Below are 16991 nucleotides of genomic sequence, written 5' to 3'. Positions count from 1 at the left end.
GCGGTCAGCCCGGGACCGCGGCGGCCGCGAGCAGGGTCTTGAGGGGGGTCGAGCTGTCGCCGGCCAGGTCGGCCGGGATCGACACGCCCTGCGTCAGCGCCTTGCGGACCACCATGTAGTCGACCGGGTTGTTCACGGCGTCGACGGCCAGCAGCTCGCCGTCCCGGTAGTAGAGGACGGAGAACTTCTCGTCGTCGGTGTTCCCGCGGACGACGAACGAGTCGAAGCCCGCCGACAGCCCGGCGATCTGCAGGCGCAGCTGCCCCTGGTTCGACCAGAACCACGGCACCGAGCGGGTCTCGGCCGGAGCGCCGACGAGGGTGGCGGCGGCCACGGCGGCCTGGTGCACCGCGTTGTGCACCGACTCGAGGCGGACCCGGCCCTCGCCGGTGAGCGGGTGGGGGAGGACCGTGCAGTCGCCGGCCGCCACCACCGACGACTCGCTGGTGCGCGCGTAGGCGTCGACCACGATCCCGCCGTCGCACTCCAGGCCCAGCTGCTCGGCGAGCTCGGTCCGCGGCAGCACGCCCACGCCGACCATCACCAGGTCGGCCGGGAGCTCGGTGCCGTCGGCCAGGAGCACGCCGGTCACGGCGCCGTCGGTACCGCTGAACCCCGCCACCGCCGTGGACAGCAGGACGGTGGTCCCGCGGCGCTCGTGGGCCTGCCGGTAGAACTCCGACACGACGGGGGCCACGGCGCGCGCGATCAGCCGGTCCGCGGCCTCGACGACCGTCACGTCCTTGTCCTGGGCCCGGGCGACCGCGGCCGCCTCGAGCCCGATGAAGCCGCCGCCCACGACCACCACGCGCGAGGCGCCCGCCAGGCGGGTGCGCAACTGCTGGGCGTCGTCGACGTCGCGCAGGTAGAGGATGCCGTCGAGGTCGGAACCCGGGACGGTCAGCCGTCGCGGCCGCGCCCCGACCGTGAGTGCGAGCCGGTCGAAGGCCAGCTCGCGGCCGGTGGCCGTCCGGGCGAGGCCCGATCGGCCGTCGGCGGGCAGGGCGAGATCGACGACCCGCTCACCGCAGATCAGCTCGATGCCGGCGTCGGCGTAGAAGGCGGCCGTGCGGAAGGAGAGCGACTCGTGGCCGGCCGTGCCGGTCAGGAACTCCTTCGAGAGCGGGGGCCGCTGGTACGGGGGGTAGGCCTCCGCACCGACCATGGTGATCGGGGCCGTGTAGCCGAGTTCCCGCAGGGACATCGCCAGCTGCACGCCGGCCTGGCTCGCCCCGACGATCACCGTGCCGCTCATCGGGCGCGGGGGGACGGAAACGGACTCAGGCGTGACATCGGCTTCCCTCTGACCCCGGAGAATAATGGACTTACCATTCTACCATCGGCGTCGTCTGTGTCACAGTGTTCGACGTGCGCGGATCCGCAGCACTCTCTCAGGACTACAGGAGGCCCCGCATGACCGAGGACCTGCGCGGACTGGTCTCGCTCGGCTGTCGCGTGCTGGGCGACGCCGGTCAGGGCGACCTCATCTGGGGGCACGTCTCCGCCCGGGATCCCGAGGGCCGCGGGGTGTGGATGAAGGCGTCCGGGCTCGGCTTCGAGGAGGTCCGCCCCGCGGACGTCATCCTCGTCTCCTGGGACGGCGAGGTGCTGGAGGGGGAGGGGCGCCGGCACGCCGAGTACCCGATCCACACGGAGGCCATGCGGCGGCGCACTGACGTCGGCAGCGTCATCCACACGCACTCGCCGGCCGCCGTGGCGCTGGGCTCCCTCGGGGTCCCCCTGCGGCCGATCTCGCACGAGGCGAACCTGTTCGTCCCGGACGACCTGGCGCGGTTCACCGCGACCACCGACCTCATCCTGACCGCCGCACTGGGGGAGCAGGTCGCCGAGACGCTCGCCGACCGCAACGCCTGCCTGCTGGTCAACCACGGGATCGTCGTCGCCGCCGCGGACGTGGCGACGGCCACGATCACGGCCTACCTGCTCGACCGCGCCTGCCAGATGCAGCTCACCGCGATGGCGGCCGGCGAACTGGCGAGCTGGTCCTCTCCGGAGGAGTCGCTGTCCAAGCGGGAGCACTGCTACTCCGACGCCATGCTGCGGGGTGCGTGGGACTACCTGGTCCGCCGCCTGGACCGCCACTAGCGGTCGGTCGGCAGGCGGGGGAGCCAGCGGGGGACGCGCGCGGCGTACTCCCCGTACGGCTCGCCGAAGATGGTGGTGAGCCGTCGGTGGTCCGTGCGGGCCCGCTCGTCGAACCAGTGCACCAGGCCCGCGGTCACGGCCAGGGACAGTGGCGACCGGGTCGCCAGGGTCAGGCCGGTCAGGAAGATCAGGTGTCCCATGTACATCGGGTTGCGGGTGTGCGCGTAGATCCCCGTCGTCACCAGCCGCTCCGGCTGCCCCTGGGACATGCCGGGAGGGCCACCGGCGCGGGTGATCCGGTACGTGCCGGCGAGCCGGTACTGCAGGTAGCCCCAGGCCATCACCGGGGCCCAGGCGAGGCGGAGCGGTCGCCGGGACATCGCCTGTTCCGCCAGGACGACGGCGGGGACGGCCGCGAAGGTCCGGGTCGAGGTGCTGCGCAGCGACGGCCTCATACCGCGGCCTCCGGGACGTGGCGTCGCGTGCGCAACGCGAGGGCGGGCACGGTCATCGCCGCCCCGACGAGGGCCATCGCCGGTGCCAGCGCGATGGCCCCGACGAGCCCGGAGACGGCCAGCGGGGCGGCGAACAGCGCGGCGGCGCGGAACGTACCGGCTGCGGCGATCGCCTCGCCCCGTTCCTCCGGGTGCACGGAGTCCGTGGCGATCGCCGGGCCGACGGTCTGGAGTGCGCCCGCGCCGAGACCGCTGAGGGCCAGCACGAGGGCGGCGAGCAGGACGTCGTCCGCCAGTGCGACGGCGAGGGCCGTGCCGATGCCCGCCGCGAGCGTGCCGACTACGTAGGCCCAGCGCGTGCCGCGCTCGCGTACCCGGCCGACGATGCCGGCTCCGGCGAGCGCGGCGCCGTTGGCGATCGTCACCAGCATGCCGATGGTCGAGGAGGAGTGGCGGGCGGAATCCAGGGCGACGGGGATGAAGGAGCTGAGCAGCCCGCGCCAGGATCCGGCGGTCACGCCCGCCCAGCAGCCGATGCTCACCCCGGGCCGGCGCCAGATCTGGCCGCGGGGCCGGTCGGCCGGCGGGGAGAAGGGAGGCAGGCGGTCCAGCAGGAAGGTCGGGACGATGCCGAGGGCCGCGGCCCCGGTGGCCACGGCCAGCGCGAGGACGGGCGTCCGCTCGGACAGCAGCCCGGCGACCGCGGGGCCGGCGAGGAGGCCGAGGCTCCCCACGAAGTTCGTCGTCGCCAGCGCACCGACGGCCCGCCCCGGACCGCGCACCACGTGTGTCTGCGTGCCGGTGAAGAAGCAGGCCCGTGCCGCCCCCTGCAGGAGGTTGGCGACGACCAGGGGGACGACGGCCGCCGACAGGGCCATGAGCCCGCTGCTGGCCGTGAGCAGGACACCGGCGGCGGTGATGAGGGTCCAGTCCGGCCAGCGGCGCATGGCGGGACCGAGGCTGAGCCGGGTGGCCATCTGGGCCACGGCCGAGACCGCCGTGACGGCGCCGATCTCCGCTGCGGAGTAGCCGGCCCGCAGGGCGAGCAGGGGCACCGCCACGGTGGCGATGCCGAGTGCGAAGGAGAAGATCACCGCACCGGCGTTCGATGCAGCGGCGTCGCGGGACGGGACGAACCTCCGTCCCGCCCGCGACGCCGCCACCAGGGGACTCAGACCTGAGCGGGGACGGAGCTGAGCTCAGCCGTGTACTCGGGTGCGTCCTCGAAGTAGTGCACGTTGTCGTAGCCGAGGTGCTTGAAGATGCGGTTCTGCGACGCGAGCAGGCGCAGCTCCGAGCCGTCCGCGGCGAAGTGCTGGACGACAGTGTTCTGCGGGACGTAGAGCGTGTCGCCCTTGCGGATCTCGTGGCGCGTGGGCTCCTTGGCGATGCGGGCGTAGTACTTCTCCGCGATCTCCTCCTGCACCTCCCAGTGCAGCGAGTAGCCCTCGCCCTCGAGCACGTAGTCGACCTCGTCGGCCATCTTCCAGTGCTTGCCCGAGCGGCTCCCCGCGGGGATCTTCAGCTCGTAGATGTCGACGCCGAACTGGCGGAGGTGGGTGAGCTCCTTGTTGACCATCTGCCGCACGTTGCCCAGCGGCGTCACCTCCCAGGTGCCGTCCTCGGGGGTGACGATCTTCTGGCGGTCGACGACGCCCTCGGTCCAGATGGCCGACCAGTCCTCGCGGGGGCCGAACTCGTCCTCGCGCTCGATCGGGCCGCTGCGGCCCTGCTGGATCAGGCCCATGAACATCCAGGTGCACTTCGCCTTGATGACGAGGGCGACGGCCTTCTCGTCGTAGGGGTTGAAGTGCCGGTGCACCGAGTCGGTGTGCACGAAGGCCAGGTCGCCGGCCTTCCAGTCGTACCGGATGTCGTCGTGGATCTCGTAGCCGGCGCCCTCGAGGATGTAGAACGCGGCCTCGTTCTGGTGGCCGTGGCCGTGGTTGGAGCTCTGCGGGGGCAGCTCCACGAAGTGGACCTGCAGGGTCTGGGTGAGGAAGTCCTCGTCCCCGGGCCCGATGCGCCACCAGGTGCGCGACGCTTCCGAGTCGCCGGAGTGCCCGACCTTGGCGTCGTCCACGACGACCGAGTCGTCACGCACGCGCTCGGCGGCCAGCTGTGCCTTGCGGAAGTGACCGAGACCGTAGGTCTCCGAGGTCAGTCCGCGGACGAAGACGCGTCCCTTTTTAGCCAATGCGAACTCCTGTTCCCCGGCTCCGACGGCCGGCAGTGCGCCGCCGGGTGCCCCGGCGGTCAGCGTGTGGATCTCTGCGGCGAGCCCGGTCAGCAGGCCGGGCAGGCCGATCGTGCGGCCGCCGCCGGGGCGACGAGGGGCGGTGCGGTGCAGGCCGGTCCGAGGACGGAGCGGCTGCTCACACACTCCCGTTTCCGGGGCGGGTGGACAGCCGTACCGTAACAGCCCGGTGGGACAATTGTCATACCATTAGTCACAGGGTGGGAGGCGCCGTTCCACCGGCGCTCCGGCCCTCCGAGAGCCGTCAGGCCGCCGGCCGGGGAACGGGATCGGCAGGGGGCGACTCGCTCGCCTGCTCGGGCTCGGGCTCGGGCGCAGGGGCCCGCCTCAGCCGCCGCAGGCGGGGCAGCAGGACGACGGCGGCGGCCAGCGCCGTCCCCCCGGCGACGACGAGGCCCGCGCGGGCGCCGAACGTCTCGCAGATCCAGCCGAGCAACGGCCCGCCGATCGGCGTGGAGCCCAGGAAGACCAGCCCGTGCAGCGCGAGCACCCGGCCGTGCATGCTCGGGTCGGTGCCGAGCTGCAGGACCGTCCGGCCCAGCGTGTTGACGATGATGTTCGCGAAGCCGATCGCGGCCATCGCCAGGTAGGCGGCGGTGAGGCTCGGCGCGGCCGCGGCCACCAGGTTGATCGCGCCGAAGGCCATGCAGGACAGCAGCAGCCCCCAGGACGTGGCCGTCTCGCGGGAGGCGCTGAACAGTGCGCCCACCACCGCCCCGAGCCCGAGCGCCGCGGTCAGGTACCCGTAGACCTCCGCGCCGCTCCGGAACGTGTCCTGGGCCAGCAGCGGCAGGACCACCCGGAAGTTCTGCCCGAAGAGCGCGATGACGCCGATCAGCAGCAGCGCCGCCCGGAGCTCGGGCTTGGCGAGGACGTAGCGCAGGCCGGCGCGGGCGGCGCCCTTGCCGGATTCGGGCACCGTGACCGGCCGGAGGCTGGCCGCGTCGATCCGCAGCAGGCCGATGAGGACGCCGACGAAGGACAACGCGTTCACCGCGAACGCCACCCCGACGTCCGTCGTCGCGATCAGGATGCCGGCGATCGCGGGGCCGACCAGTCGCCCGGCGTTGTGGATCGTCGAGCTCAGGGCCTGGGCGTTGACGTAGTTCTCCGGCTCCACCATCTCGCCCACGAACGCCTGGCGGGCGGGGGTGTCGAAGGCGTTGACGATCCCGAGTGCCAGCGCCAGCGCGTAGACCATCCACAGCTCGACCGTGCCGGTGAGGGTCAGCACCGCCAGTGTCGCCGCCAGCACCGCCTGGATCGTCTGGGTCACGATGATCAGACGGCGGCGGTTCAGGCGGTCGACGACGGCCCCGGCCCACAGCCCGAGCACCAGCAGGGGGCCGAACTGGAGCGCCGTGGCGATGCCGAGCGCCACTCCGCTGCCGGTCAGCGTGAGCACCAGCCAGTCCTGGGCGACGCGCTGCATCCACGTGCCGGCGACCGACACCGCCTGACCGGTGAAGTAGCGCCGGTAGTTCGGTTCCCGGAGGGACCGGAACGTCCGGTCGCGGGCGTGGCGGACCGCCGCTCGAGCGCGCCTCATGCCGCAGTCGACGGGCGGTGCTCGGGGAGGGTGGGGCACGTGCTGCTCATGCTGGTGGCTTCCTCCCGTGTCGCCGAATGGTAAGACCATCGGCCCGGCGGATCGCGCCGAACCGCCAGGGGACCCGCGAACCGGCGTCGTCCCGCCGGACCTCGAACCACGCCGGGTCGCGCCACGCGGCGACGCCCGGCCCTCGGCCCCGCCGCGTCCCGGGCAGCGCCCGTGGCGCAGGTCACGCTGAGGTATCGACTTGTTGACGGTCTTGTGTCGATCAGCGGGTGAATGGTAGGACCATCACACCAAACGAGCTGTAAGCTGCATCACCACGGTGCACAGCCGTTCCCGGCCCTGGCCGTCCTTTCCCCGCAGGAGACCATCGATGCGTTCTCTCGTCGCCACTCGGACCGCCGCTGCGGTCGCGGCCACCCTCATGCTCGCCGCGTGCGGGGGGGCGCCGACCGCCTCCCCGAGCAGCGGGGACAGCGGCAGCGGCCGGGAGGACTCGGACCTCGCCGTCGCGGCGGCGGAGACCTACGCCAAGTTCAACGGCATGAGCGGCCAGGAGCGCACCGACGAGCTCGTGGCCTGCGCCGAGGAGGAGGGCCAGCTCAACGTCTACACGTCCAACACGGACATGGAAGACCTGATCGACGTGTTCAGCGATGAGTACGACATCGAGGTCAACAACTACCGTGCCGGCTCCGAGTCGGTCCTCCAGCGCCTCCTGCAGGAGGACGAGGCGGGCTACTACGGGGCGGACGTCTTCGAGACGAACGCGCTCGAGCTCGGCGTCGCCGACCAGGAGGGCCTGCTCCACCCGTACGAGAGCGAGCTGCGCGACTCCGTCCTGGAGCAGGGCCGGCAGTCCGAGGGCTGGACCGCCACGCGGTTCAACGCCTTCGTCGTCGGGTGGAACACCGACAACGTGAAGCCCGGCGAGGAGCCGACCTCGCTGGAGCAGCTGGCCGGTCCCGAGTGGAAGGGCCGGATCTCGATGGAGGTCGGCGACGTCGACTGGTTCACCGCACTGCACGACTACTACGTCGACGAGCAGGGGATGAGCGAGGACGAGTACACCGACCTGATGACCCGCCTGGCCTCGAACTCCCAGGTCGTCAAGGGTCACACCGTCCAGGGCGAGCTGCTCTCCGCCGGCCAGTTCGACGTCGGCGTCTCCCTCTACAGCCACACGGTCGACAAGGCCGCCGCCGAGGGTGCCCCCGTCGCGTGGCGGCCCGCCAGCGGTGAGCCCGTGCAGCCGATCATCTCCCGGCCCAACGGCATCGGGCTGGTCAAGACCGCCACGAACCCGTGCGCCGCGATGCTCTTCGTCGACTTCGAGCTGACCGGTGGCCAGGACGTGTTCAAGGAGGCCTTCCGGATCGGCTCGGTCGAAGGCACCGACAACCCGCTCAGCGCGTTCGAGACCTTCGCCGTCCCCGAGGAGAAGCTGCTCGAGGACCCCGACACCTGGAACAAGGCCTACGAGGACCTCCTCGCCAACGGCCAGGCCATCGATTGAGCCGGCGCCGTACGGCCCGCATCAGTTCTGACAACCAGAAGGAGACCCACCCCATGCGGAAGTCCCGCACCGTCGCCCGCGCTGCCCTCGCGGCCGGCACCGTCCTCGTCCTCGCCGCGTGTGGCGGCAGCCCGACCTCGCCGTCGGCCGACAGCGGCGACAACGCCGACAGCGGCCCCACCAAGGCCGAGGAGCTCTACGAGGAGATCGGCGGCCTCTCCGGCCAGGAGCGGCGCGACCGCCTGGTCGAGCTCGCCGCGGAGGAGAACGGCCTCAACCTCTACACCTCGATGAACGCCGACATCCTCGACTCCGTGTCCGAGGCGTTCACCGACACCTTCGACATCGACGTCAACGTCTACCGCGCGGGTTCGGAGACCGTCCTGCAGCGCATCCTGCAGGAGCAGGACGCGGGCTTCCCGGGCAACGACGTCGTCGAGACGAACGGCAGCGAGCTTGGCGCGCTCCAGAAGGAGGGCGTCATGGCCCAGTGCGTGGCGCAGGAGCTGATCGACCAGGTGCCCGAGGCCGGCCAGTCCGAGGCCTGGACCTCGACCCGGTTCAACCTCTTCGCCCCGAGCTGGAACACCAACATCATCAGCGGCGACATGGTCCCGACCTCGTGGGAGGACCTCGCCGACCCGAAGTACGACGGCCAGCTGGCCCTCGAGCTCGGTGACTACGACTGGTACCTCGGGCTGACCGACCTGTGGCTCTCGGAGGGCAAGAGCCAGGAGGAGATCGACCAGCTCTTCGCCGACATGGTCGACGGCGCCGTGGTGGTCAAGGGCCACACGGTGATGGCCGAGCTCATGAGCGCCGGTCAGTTCGGCGTCGCGGCGTCGAACTACAGCTACATCGTCGAGGCGGCGAAGGCGGCCGGAGCTCCCGTGGAGACCCAGCCCTACGTCAGCCCGGTCATCGCCCGCCCCAACGGCGGCAGCTGCATGAAGAACGCGGAGAACCCCGCCACGGCGATGCTGTTCATGGACTGGCTGCTCGAGGAGGGCCAGCAGGTCATCGCCGACCTGGAGCTGACCCCGGCCATCGCCGAGGGTGACGCGCTGGGTGGCGCCGAGCTCGTCGCGGTCGACAGCGAGCGGCTGCTCGAGCAGGGCGACGAGTGGAGCGCGAAGTACGACGAGCTGCTCGCGGGCGCCGAGACGATCGAGTGATCCCCGCCGGGGCGGTGCCGTGCGCGTCACGGCGCCGCCCCGGTCCGGCGTTCCGCGCCGTCGCGCCGTCCGTTCCGCCACCGCACCACGCCGAGACCTGATCGAGGAGCCTTTCCCCCGATGACGCTGACCAGCCCTCCGGTACGGGCCGAGGAGCGGACCGAGCCGACCGGCTCGACGGGCGCCTCCCCCTCGCGGAGGAAGCTGCCGCTGTCCCCCAAGTTCTTCATCGTCGCCGGCGTCGCCGCAGCGATCGGCTACCTGGCTCTCGTGCCCCTCGGCTACCTGCTCTGGGGCACCTTCTTCGACGCCGAGGGCTTCGACCTCGGCGGGTTCGAGCGCGCCTACGGTTCCGGCCGGATGGGCGAGCTGTGGGGCAACTCGCTGGCCTTCGCCGGTGGCTCGGCATTCCTGTCCCTGACCGTGGGCACCACGCTCGCGTACCTCAACGTTCGGACGGCGGTGCCGTTCAAGGCGCTGTTCTTCGCCGCGTCGATCGTGCCGCTGATCGTTCCCGGCATCCTCTACACGGTCTCCTGGATCTTCCTGGCCAGCCCGCAGATCGGGCTGCTCAACAACTTCCTGGAGCCCGTCTTCGGCACGGCCCCGTTCAACATCTTCAGCATCTGGGGGATGATCTGGGTCGAGGGGCTGCACTCCTCGCCGATCGTCTTCCTGCTGATGGTGGCGGCCTTCCGGTCGATGGACCCCTCCCTGGAGGAGTCGGCCCTGATGTCGGGCGCCACCCGGCTCCAGACCCTGCGCCGGGTGACCCTGCCGCTGGTCCGGCCGGCGCTGCTGTCCTCCGTCCTGGTCATCCTGATCACCAGCCTCGAGAGCTTCGAGGTGCCCGCGCTGCTCGGGCTCCAGAACGGCATCTACGTCTTCACCAGCCGCATCTACTTCGTCTTCCGCAGCTATCCGCGGGACCTGCAGGCCGCCGGTGCGCTGGCGGTCAGCCTGCTCGCCATCGCCGTCATCGGCGTGATCATCGCCCGGCTGCTCGCCGGCCGGGGCACCAAGACCTACCAGACCGTCACGGGCAAGGGCTTCCGCCCGCGGCCGCTGGACCTGGGCAAGTGGCGGCCCGTCGTCGGCGCCGGCATCCTGATCTACTTCTTCGCCACCGTCGTCGGCCCGCTGCTGGTGCTGATCTACGCCGCGCTGCTGCCCTACTACCAGGCGCCGTCCGCCGAGGCGTTCGCCTCGTTCACCCTCGACAACTTCCGCCAGGTCTTCGAGATGGACTCCGCCGGCCGGGCGCTCGTGAACAGCCTGGTCCTCGGCATCAGCGCCGCCGTGATCGTCATGGCGCTGATGTCCATCGCGGCCTGGATCTCGGTCCGGTCGACGATCCCCGGGCGCGGCATCGTCGAGCAGCTGAGCTTCGTGCCGCTGGTCATCCCCGGCATCGTGCTCGGTGTCTCGATCTCCTTCGTCTACCTGCGCAGCCCCATCCCGATCTACGGGACGCTGCTCATCCTGCTGATCGCCTACTGCACCAAGTACATGCCCTACGGCATGCGGTACGCGACCACGTCGATGACGCAGATCTCCAGCGAGCTGGAGGAGTCGGCGCAGGTGAGCGGGGCCAGCTGGTGGACGACGTTCCGCCGCGTGCTCCTGCCGCTGCTCTCGCCCGGCATCATGGCCGGCTTCGTCTACATCCTGGTCGTCAGCTTCCGCGAGCTGTCGAGCTCGCTGCTCCTGTACAGCCCGGGCAACGAGGTGCTGTCGATCCTCATCTGGGAGCAGTTCGAGAACGGGTCGTTCAACGTGCTCGCCGCGATCGGTGTGCTCATGGTGGTGGCGCTCGTGATCATGGTCACGATCGCCTACAAGCTCGGCGCCAAGGTCGGTCTGCGTGAGGACTGAGCCGCTCGACCGGCACACCACCCCCCAGCCGCTCCCCCCGAACGCGTAACGGTCGGAAAGGACCAGAACCGCCATGCTTCGCATCGACCACCTCGTCAAGTCCTTCGCCGGTGAGAAGGCACGGGGCAAGAAGAACAAGGCCCAGGAGGGTCATGCGGCGGTGTTCGCCGTCAACGACGTGAGCTTCGAGGTCAAGGAGGGTGAGCTGTTCACCCTGCTCGGCCCGTCGGGCTGCGGGAAGACGACGACGCTGCGCTCCATCGCCGGCCTCGAAAAGCCCGACAGCGGGACGATCACGGTGGGCGACCGGGTGATGTTCTCCGGCGGCGTCAAGGGCGGCGACCGCGCGGTCAACATGCCCGCGAACCAGCGCGGTCTGGGGATGGTCTTCCAGTCCTACGCCATCTGGCCGCACATGACCGTGTTCGACAACGTCGCGTTCCCCCTGCAGGTGCGCAAGCGTGCCGACCGGCCGTCCAAGGCGGAGATCGCGGAGCGCGTCGAGCGGGTGCTCGCCACGATGGAGCTCTCCCCGCAGGCCGGGCGCCAGGCGACCAAGTTGTCCGGCGGTCAGCAGCAGCGCCTCGCGCTGGCCCGGGCGCTGGTCATCCAGCCGCCGCTGCTGCTGCTCGACGAGCCGCTGTCCAACCTCGACGCCAAGCTGCGTGAGTCGCTGCGCTACGAGCTCAAGCGGCTGCAGCGCGAGCTGGGCATCACCTCGGTCTACGTCACCCACGACCAGGTCGAGGCGCTGGCGCTCTCCACGCACATCGCCGTCATGGAGCACGGCCGGGTGGTCCAGCTCGGCCGGCCGCGCGAGGTCTACGAGAGCCCGAGCAACAAGTTCGTCGCCGAGTTCATCGGCACGTCGAACTTCATCCCGGGCACCGTCGGCTCCGCGCAGGGCGGGCAGCACTCCGTCGACACGACCAACGGCAGGCTCTTCATCGAGTCCGGCTCCGACCTCCCCACCGGCTCGGACGTCGTCGTCTCGATCCGCCCCGAGGCGGTCGAGCTCTCGACCGAGAGCCGCGCGGGCCAGGTGCCCAACGAGTGGCACGGCACGGTCGTGGCGCGCGCCTTCCTCGGTGACGCCGTCGACCACGTCGTCGCCGTGGACAAGCACGAGATCCGCGCCCGGGTGAACCCGTCGGTGTCGTTCGAGCCGGGGACGCAGGTCTACCTCCAGCTCGACCCGACGAAGATCTCCCTCGTCCCGGTCGGCTGAGGTGCCGCTGCCGGAGGTCCTGAAGAACCGCGACTTCGACCTCTACTGGTCCGGGGTCGTCCTCAGCCAGATCGGCACCCGCGGCACGGTCGCGGCGAACTTCTTCCACGTCTACGCGCTGACCGACTCCATCGCCTACACCGGGCTGGTGGGGGCCGGTCAGGCGGTGGCGCTGCTGCTGCTCAGCCCGCTGGGCGGCGCCCTGGCCGACCGCTACGACCGGCGGCGGCTGCTCCAGGTGGCCCAGGCCGTGTCGCTGGTCGTCGCCCTGGGGCTGGCGGTCGCCACGTTCACCGACGTGGTCGAGGCCTGGCACGTGGTGCTCAGCGTGCTGCTCACCACGGCGGCGGCGACGTTCGACCAGCCGGCCCGGCAGGCGCTGATCCCGGCCATCGTCGGCAAGAAGCACATCGGTGAGGCCATCGCGCTGCTGAACCCCTCCCGCGAGGTGGCCGTGCTCCTCGGCCCCCTGCTGGCCGGCGTGCTCATCGCGGTCAGCGGCCCCGGGCTGATGTACGCGGTCGACGCGGTGACCTACGCCCTGCTGATCGTCGTCCTGGCGTTCGTCCGGGTGCCGCGGCTGAAGCCCACGGGGGCCGCGGCCGGGTCGATCTTCGGCAGCATCGCCGAGGGCGCGCGGTACGTCGTCCGGCGGCCGCTGATCACCAGCCTCATGGCGCTGGACCTGTCGGCGACGGTGCTCTCGGCCTACCGGGTCCTCCTGCCGGCGATCGCGACCGACGTGCTCGCGATCGGCGCCACCGGCTACGGGATCCTCTCCAGCGCCCCGTCCGCGGGGGCGCTGCTGGCCACGTACACGATCTTCCGGGTGGTCAAGGACTCGCGCCGGCAGGGCAGGGTGCTGCTGGGCGCGACCTTCCTCTACGGCATCGCGGCGATCCTGCTCGCCCAGTCCCCGACGGTCTGGCTCGCGGTCGGCGCGGCGCTGCTCCTCGGGTCGTTCGACGCCATGGCCACGACCATCCGGCACGCGGCCGTGCAGATCGACACCCCGGACGAGCTCCGCGGCCGGGTGACGGCGTTCTACCAGATGTCCTCCCGGGGTGGCCCGGCCATCGGGGACGTCGTGATGGGTGCGTTCGCCGGCGTCGTCGGCCCGATGGTCGCGCTGACGATCGGCGGGTTCGGGCCGATGCTGGTGGCGCTGGGGTTCGCCTCCCGGCCCAACGTCGTCCGCGACTACCAGGGCGTCGACGACTCCGAGGACGAGCCGGTGGAACCGGTGGCCCCGCCGGACGCCCGGCCCGTCTCCGGGGAGACCCGGCGCGCCACCTGACGATCCGCCCGCCCCGCCCCCGGGCGAACCGAAGGAGACCAGCATCAGCACGCCAGAGATGGACTACCGGACCTTCGGCCGCACCGGCCTCCGGGTCAGCGTCTGCGGCCTCGGCGGTGGCGGCGAGAGCCGCCTCGGCCTGAAGAAGGGCTCCACCGAGGACCAGGCGATCGAGGTGGTCCGGCGGGGCGTCGACCTCGGCATCAACTACTTCGACACCGCGCCGAACTACGGCACCGAGGACGTCATCGGCCGGGCGCTCGCCGGCTGCCGCGACGACGTCGTGATCTCCTCGAAGACGGTCGCCCGTCGGGCCGACGGCTCGCCCGTGTCCGGCGCGGACGTGCGGAGCGCGCTGGACGAGACGCTCCGGAAGCTCCGCAGCGACGTCGTCGACGTCTACCACCTGCACCGGGTGCAGCCCGACGACTACGGGTACGCGGCCGCCGAGATCGTCCCGGAGCTCCTGGCGCTGCGGGGGGAGGGCAAGATCCGCTTCCTGGGCATCTCCGAGAGCACCGGGAGTGACGCCCGGCACGCCATGCTCTCCCGCGCCGTGGCGGACGACGTCTGGGACGTCGTGATGACCGGCTTCACCTTCTTCAACCAGTCGGCCCGCGACGTCCTGTTCCCGGCGACGATCGCGAAGGACATCGCGGTCGAGATCATGGCCTCGGCGCGCAGCTACTTCAGCCGCCCGGAGCAGCTCGCCGCGGAGATCGCCCGTCTGGCCGACGCCGGGGTGATCGGCCGGGACGACGTCGATCCGGCCGATCCGCTGCGCTTCCTCGCCGACGGCGGGGTGCGGTCCCTGACCGAGGCCTCGTACCGCTTCGTGGCGCACGAGCCGGGGGTCCACGTCGTGCTGGTCGGGACGGGGAACCCCGCGCATCTCGAGGAGAACGCCCGCGCCCTGAGCTCCGGTCCGCTCCCGCCCGAGGTGAGCAAGCGGCTCGTCTCGCTCTTCGGCCACCTCTCGATGGCCGTCGACGCGCCGTGGCGGAAGCCGCCGGCCGCGCACGCCCCCAGCCAGGACACCAGCACGACAGGTTCAGGAGAGGATCTGCAATGACGACGACGGAGAAGACGACGCCGAAGGTCCAGGCGTACAGCATGAAGGTGCCGCTGCTGACCAGCGGCCGGACGAACCAGGTGCTGGCCCGCACCGACACCGTGGAGGTGCGCGCCAAGGTCTACGCCGAGGGCGGCGAGAACGGCCTGCACACCCACACCGACGAGGACCACACCTTCTTCATCCTGGACGGGGAGGCCACGTTCTACGACCCGGAGGACCGGCCCACCGTCGTCGGCCGGTACGAGGGGCTGATGATCCCGGCGGGGGCCTACTACCGCTTCCAGTCCACCGGCGACACCAACCTGGTCCTGCTCCGCTTCGGCGCCGACCTCCCGACGCCGGAGGGCACCGTCGCGCCGCGCCTCGGCATCGACGGGCAGCCCCTCGAGGGCAAGGACCCGCGCAACAAGCAGGTGCCGCCGGTGTTCTCCGGCGAGACCTTCGGCGAGGACTGAGCGCCCTCACTCGGCCACCGGCCGGCGATGTCCCTCAGCCGGGCATTTCGTGCGCAGAATGCCCGGCTGAGGGACAACGTTGCGGTTGGCCGGCCGACGGTCCGCTACTTCGGCTGGCAGATGACGTCGACGAGCGCCGGGGTGCCCGTGCGCTGGACGTGCTCGGCGGCACGGCGGACGGCGGCCTGGATGTCCTCCGGGTTCTCGATCGGGCCCTCCGCCCACCAGCCGAAGGACTTGGCCAGCGCGGCGAAGTCCGGCGCGGGGGTGTCGATGGCCATGCCGATGTGCGCGCGGGCGACCGGGGTGCCCCGCTGGCGGGCCAGGCGCTCCTGGTGCTCCCAGTCGTTGTAGTAGGCGCGGTTGTTGAACATCACGACCAGCAGCGGCAGCTCGTAGCGGCTGGCCACCCACAGGGCGCCGGCGTCGAACATCAGGTCGCCGTCCGGCTGGAGGTCGACGACCAGCTTGCCGGAGCCCTTGTGGGCCAGGGCCACGCCGAGCGAGATGCCGATCTGGGTCGCGGTGCCCAGCTGGCGGCCCGGGTGGCGGTAGGGGGCGTCGAAGTCCCAGGTGCGCAGCGCCCACTCGGCGGCGGTGCCGGCGGTGAGGACCCAGTCGTGCTCCTGGACGACCGCCCAGACCTCCTCGGCCAGGCGGGACGTCGCGACCGGGACCTCGTCCCGCTTGGCGGCGGCCTTGGCGCGCCAGCCGGCCCATACCTCGTCGTGCCGGCGGCGGAGGTCGTCGCGCCAGGCCTGCCGCTCGGCGGCGCGCGGCTCGTCGTCCTCGGCGACCAGGCGGCGGCACTCCTCGAGCAGCAGCGGCAGCGCCACGGCGGTGTCGGCGGTGACCTGCAGGTCGGTGGGCAGCAGCTCCGCGTAGTCCTCGCTCCAGGACGAGATGCCGACGTCGTTGAAGCCGATGTCGAGCACGGTCGTGCCCGGCGCCAGGCGCGAGGTGATCCTGCGGGTCACCGAGTCCAGCTTCTGGATGGGCTTGCCCATGTCCTTGACGTCGACGAACAGCACGCAGTCGGCGTCCTCGAGCACGGTGCTGCCGGTGACGTTGAGCGGGTGCCGGTTCGGGAAGTTCAGCCGCCAGTGCGTCTCGACCACGCCGATGCCGACCGTCTCGGCCAGCTCGACGAGCGTGTGGAAGCTCTGCGGGTCGCGCCCGGCGTAGGAGGGGACGATCACCGGCCGTCTGGCGGCACACAGCCGCTGCGCCAGGTCGCGCAGCGCGGCCGGCTCCGGCGCCAGGGGGGAGGGGACGGCGGCCAGGCGCGGCAGGTCGTCCAGCGGCACCGGCTCCTCGATCGGCGACTCCTGCAGCCCGGCGTCCAGCGCGACGTAGACCGGGCCGCGGGGCTCCTCCATCGCGATCCGGTAGGCCCGGGCCAGCACGGTCTGCACCGACGCGAGGCTGCGTGGCTCGTGGTCCCACTTGGTGTAGGCCCGCACGGCCTCGCCCTGCACGTTGGCCGCGTGGATCCAGTCGATGTTCGGCCGGCGCCGGTCGTGCTCGCCCGGCCCGGAGCCGCCGAGGACGAGAACGGGCGTGCGGTCGATGTAGCTGTAGTAGACGCCCATCGTGCCCTGCAGGAGCCCGACGAGGTCGTGCAGGATCACGCCCATCGGCTTCCCGGTCGCCTTGGCGTATCCGTGCGCGAGTGCCACCGCGATCTTCTCGTGCGGGCACTCGATCATCTCGATGTCGTCGCCGCCGTAGTTGACCAGCGAGTCGTGCAGGCCGCGGAACGACGAGCCCGGGTTCAGCGCGACGTACCTCAGGTCCAGCCCGCGCAGCACGTCCACCATGACGTCCGAGCCCCACGCGGGCTTGTCGTACGGGGCCATGTTCGCGCCGCGGGCGTGGTGCTTCTCGTAGGACGCGGGGTGCTTCCCGCTGGCATCCGGCTTCTCGGTCGAGTTCTCGGTCACGCATCCTCCTCGCTGTCGCTCGTCGGCCACGTGACCGGCGGTGCTGTGTCCCTG

Annotated in this window: 14 protein-coding genes; 8 read left to right on the top strand and 6 right to left on the bottom strand. The window is 71.4% G+C overall.

Translation table 11 applies throughout. From position 1 onward, the window contains the following. Positions 1-4: 4 nt before the first annotated feature. Positions 5-1255 (bottom strand): FAD-dependent oxidoreductase, encoded by a 1251-nt coding sequence (locus E4P39_RS11695; protein WP_135136754.1) that lies wholly within the window; start codon positions 1253-1255, stop codon positions 5-7. 158 nt (positions 1256-1413) lie between these two features. Between E4P39_RS11695 and E4P39_RS11690 the strand changes: the two genes are divergently transcribed. Then, entirely contained in the window at positions 1414-2106 is a 693-nt protein-coding gene (locus tag E4P39_RS11690) for a class II aldolase/adducin family protein (RefSeq protein WP_135136753.1), read from the top strand. Here the strand turns inward: E4P39_RS11690 and E4P39_RS11685 are convergent. From E4P39_RS11685 to E4P39_RS11670, 4 genes are all read right to left on the bottom strand, one after another. Further along, positions 2103-2561, bottom strand: coding sequence for an isoprenylcysteine carboxylmethyltransferase family protein (locus E4P39_RS11685; protein ID WP_135136752.1), 459 nt, complete (start codon positions 2559-2561; stop codon positions 2103-2105). The two genes, E4P39_RS11690 and E4P39_RS11685, sit on opposite strands and share 4 nt — an antisense overlap. Continuing rightward, the gene (locus E4P39_RS11680; RefSeq protein ID WP_135136751.1) at positions 2558-3655 is read right to left on the bottom strand and encodes an MFS transporter; all 1098 of its coding nucleotides are present in this window, start codon (positions 3653-3655) and stop codon (positions 2558-2560) included. Before E4P39_RS11680 ends, E4P39_RS11685 begins: the two co-directional genes overlap by 4 nt. A gap of 77 nt (positions 3656-3732) precedes the next feature. Further along, complete coding sequence (locus tag E4P39_RS11675) at positions 3733-4944, bottom strand: cupin domain-containing protein (RefSeq protein ID WP_209306491.1); 1212 nt, start codon at positions 4942-4944, stop codon at positions 3733-3735. A gap of 118 nt (positions 4945-5062) precedes the next feature. Beyond that, complete coding sequence (locus E4P39_RS11670) at positions 5063-6367, bottom strand: MFS transporter (protein ID WP_167761807.1); 1305 nt, start codon at positions 6365-6367, stop codon at positions 5063-5065. 379 nt (positions 6368-6746) lie between these two features. Between E4P39_RS11670 and E4P39_RS11665 the strand changes: the two genes are divergently transcribed. The 7 genes from E4P39_RS11665 to E4P39_RS11635 all read left to right on the top strand — a co-directional run bounded on the left by E4P39_RS11665 (position 6747) and on the right by E4P39_RS11635 (position 14994). After that, the gene (locus E4P39_RS11665; RefSeq protein ID WP_135136749.1) at positions 6747-7889 is read left to right on the top strand and encodes an ABC transporter substrate-binding protein; all 1143 of its coding nucleotides are present in this window, start codon (positions 6747-6749) and stop codon (positions 7887-7889) included. A 53-nt stretch (positions 7890-7942) separates the two neighbouring features. After that, positions 7943-9064: an extracellular solute-binding protein gene (locus tag E4P39_RS11660; RefSeq protein WP_135136748.1), complete on the top strand. Its 1122-nt coding sequence runs from the start codon at positions 7943-7945 to the stop codon at positions 9062-9064. A gap of 120 nt (positions 9065-9184) precedes the next feature. After that, complete coding sequence (locus E4P39_RS11655; protein WP_135136747.1) at positions 9185-10939, top strand: iron ABC transporter permease; 1755 nt, start codon at positions 9185-9187, stop codon at positions 10937-10939. Between the two features lie 73 nt (positions 10940-11012). Continuing rightward, a complete protein-coding gene (locus E4P39_RS11650) occupies positions 11013-12167 on the top strand; it encodes an ABC transporter ATP-binding protein (protein ID WP_135136746.1) in 1155 nt (384 codons plus the stop codon). Position 12168: 1 nt separating this feature from the next. After that, positions 12169-13464, top strand: a complete 1296-nt coding sequence (locus E4P39_RS11645; RefSeq protein WP_135136745.1) for an MFS transporter — start codon at positions 12169-12171, stop codon at positions 13462-13464. A gap of 58 nt (positions 13465-13522) precedes the next feature. Further along, the gene (locus E4P39_RS11640) at positions 13523-14536 is read left to right on the top strand and encodes an aldo/keto reductase (protein WP_135136743.1); all 1014 of its coding nucleotides are present in this window, start codon (positions 13523-13525) and stop codon (positions 14534-14536) included. After that, a complete protein-coding gene (locus E4P39_RS11635) occupies positions 14533-14994 on the top strand; it encodes a cupin domain-containing protein (protein ID WP_135136741.1) in 462 nt (153 codons plus the stop codon). The genes E4P39_RS11640 and E4P39_RS11635 overlap by 4 nt, the downstream gene beginning before the upstream one ends. A gap of 104 nt (positions 14995-15098) precedes the next feature. On the opposite strand, the gene E4P39_RS11630 is transcribed toward E4P39_RS11635, so the two are convergent. Beyond that, the gene (locus E4P39_RS11630) at positions 15099-16937 is read right to left on the bottom strand and encodes a thiamine pyrophosphate-binding protein (RefSeq protein WP_135136739.1); all 1839 of its coding nucleotides are present in this window, start codon (positions 16935-16937) and stop codon (positions 15099-15101) included. Positions 16938-16991: the final 54 nt, after the last annotated feature.

The sequence above is a fragment of the Blastococcus sp. CT_GayMR19 genome (assembly GCF_004570385.1).
Lineage (GTDB): Bacteria > Actinomycetota > Actinomycetes > Mycobacteriales > Geodermatophilaceae > Blastococcus_B.
The sequence above is the reverse complement of the archived record's forward strand: the minus strand, read 5'-3'. Positions and strand labels throughout refer to the sequence as shown.

Coding starts and splice junctions, on each gene's coding strand:
- E4P39_RS11695 (WP_135136754.1), bottom strand. CDS start 1,255: ATGAGCGGCACGGTGATCGTCGGGGCGAGCCAGGCCGGCGTGCAGCTG.
- E4P39_RS11690 (WP_135136753.1), top strand. CDS start 1,414: ATGACCGAGGACCTGCGCGGACTGGTCTCGCTCGGCTGTCGCGTGCTG.
- E4P39_RS11685 (WP_135136752.1), bottom strand. CDS start 2,561: ATGAGGCCGTCGCTGCGCAGCACCTCGACCCGGACCTTCGCGGCCGTC.
- E4P39_RS11670 (WP_167761807.1), bottom strand. CDS start 6,367: ATGAGGCGCGCTCGAGCGGCGGTCCGCCACGCCCGCGACCGGACGTTC.
- E4P39_RS11665 (WP_135136749.1), top strand. CDS start 6,747: ATGCGTTCTCTCGTCGCCACTCGGACCGCCGCTGCGGTCGCGGCCACC.
- E4P39_RS11660 (WP_135136748.1), top strand. CDS start 7,943: ATGCGGAAGTCCCGCACCGTCGCCCGCGCTGCCCTCGCGGCCGGCACC.
- E4P39_RS11655 (WP_135136747.1), top strand. CDS start 9,185: ATGACGCTGACCAGCCCTCCGGTACGGGCCGAGGAGCGGACCGAGCCG.
- E4P39_RS11650 (WP_135136746.1), top strand. CDS start 11,013: ATGCTTCGCATCGACCACCTCGTCAAGTCCTTCGCCGGTGAGAAGGCA.
- E4P39_RS11640 (WP_135136743.1), top strand. CDS start 13,523: ATGGACTACCGGACCTTCGGCCGCACCGGCCTCCGGGTCAGCGTCTGC.
- E4P39_RS11635 (WP_135136741.1), top strand. CDS start 14,533: ATGACGACGACGGAGAAGACGACGCCGAAGGTCCAGGCGTACAGCATG.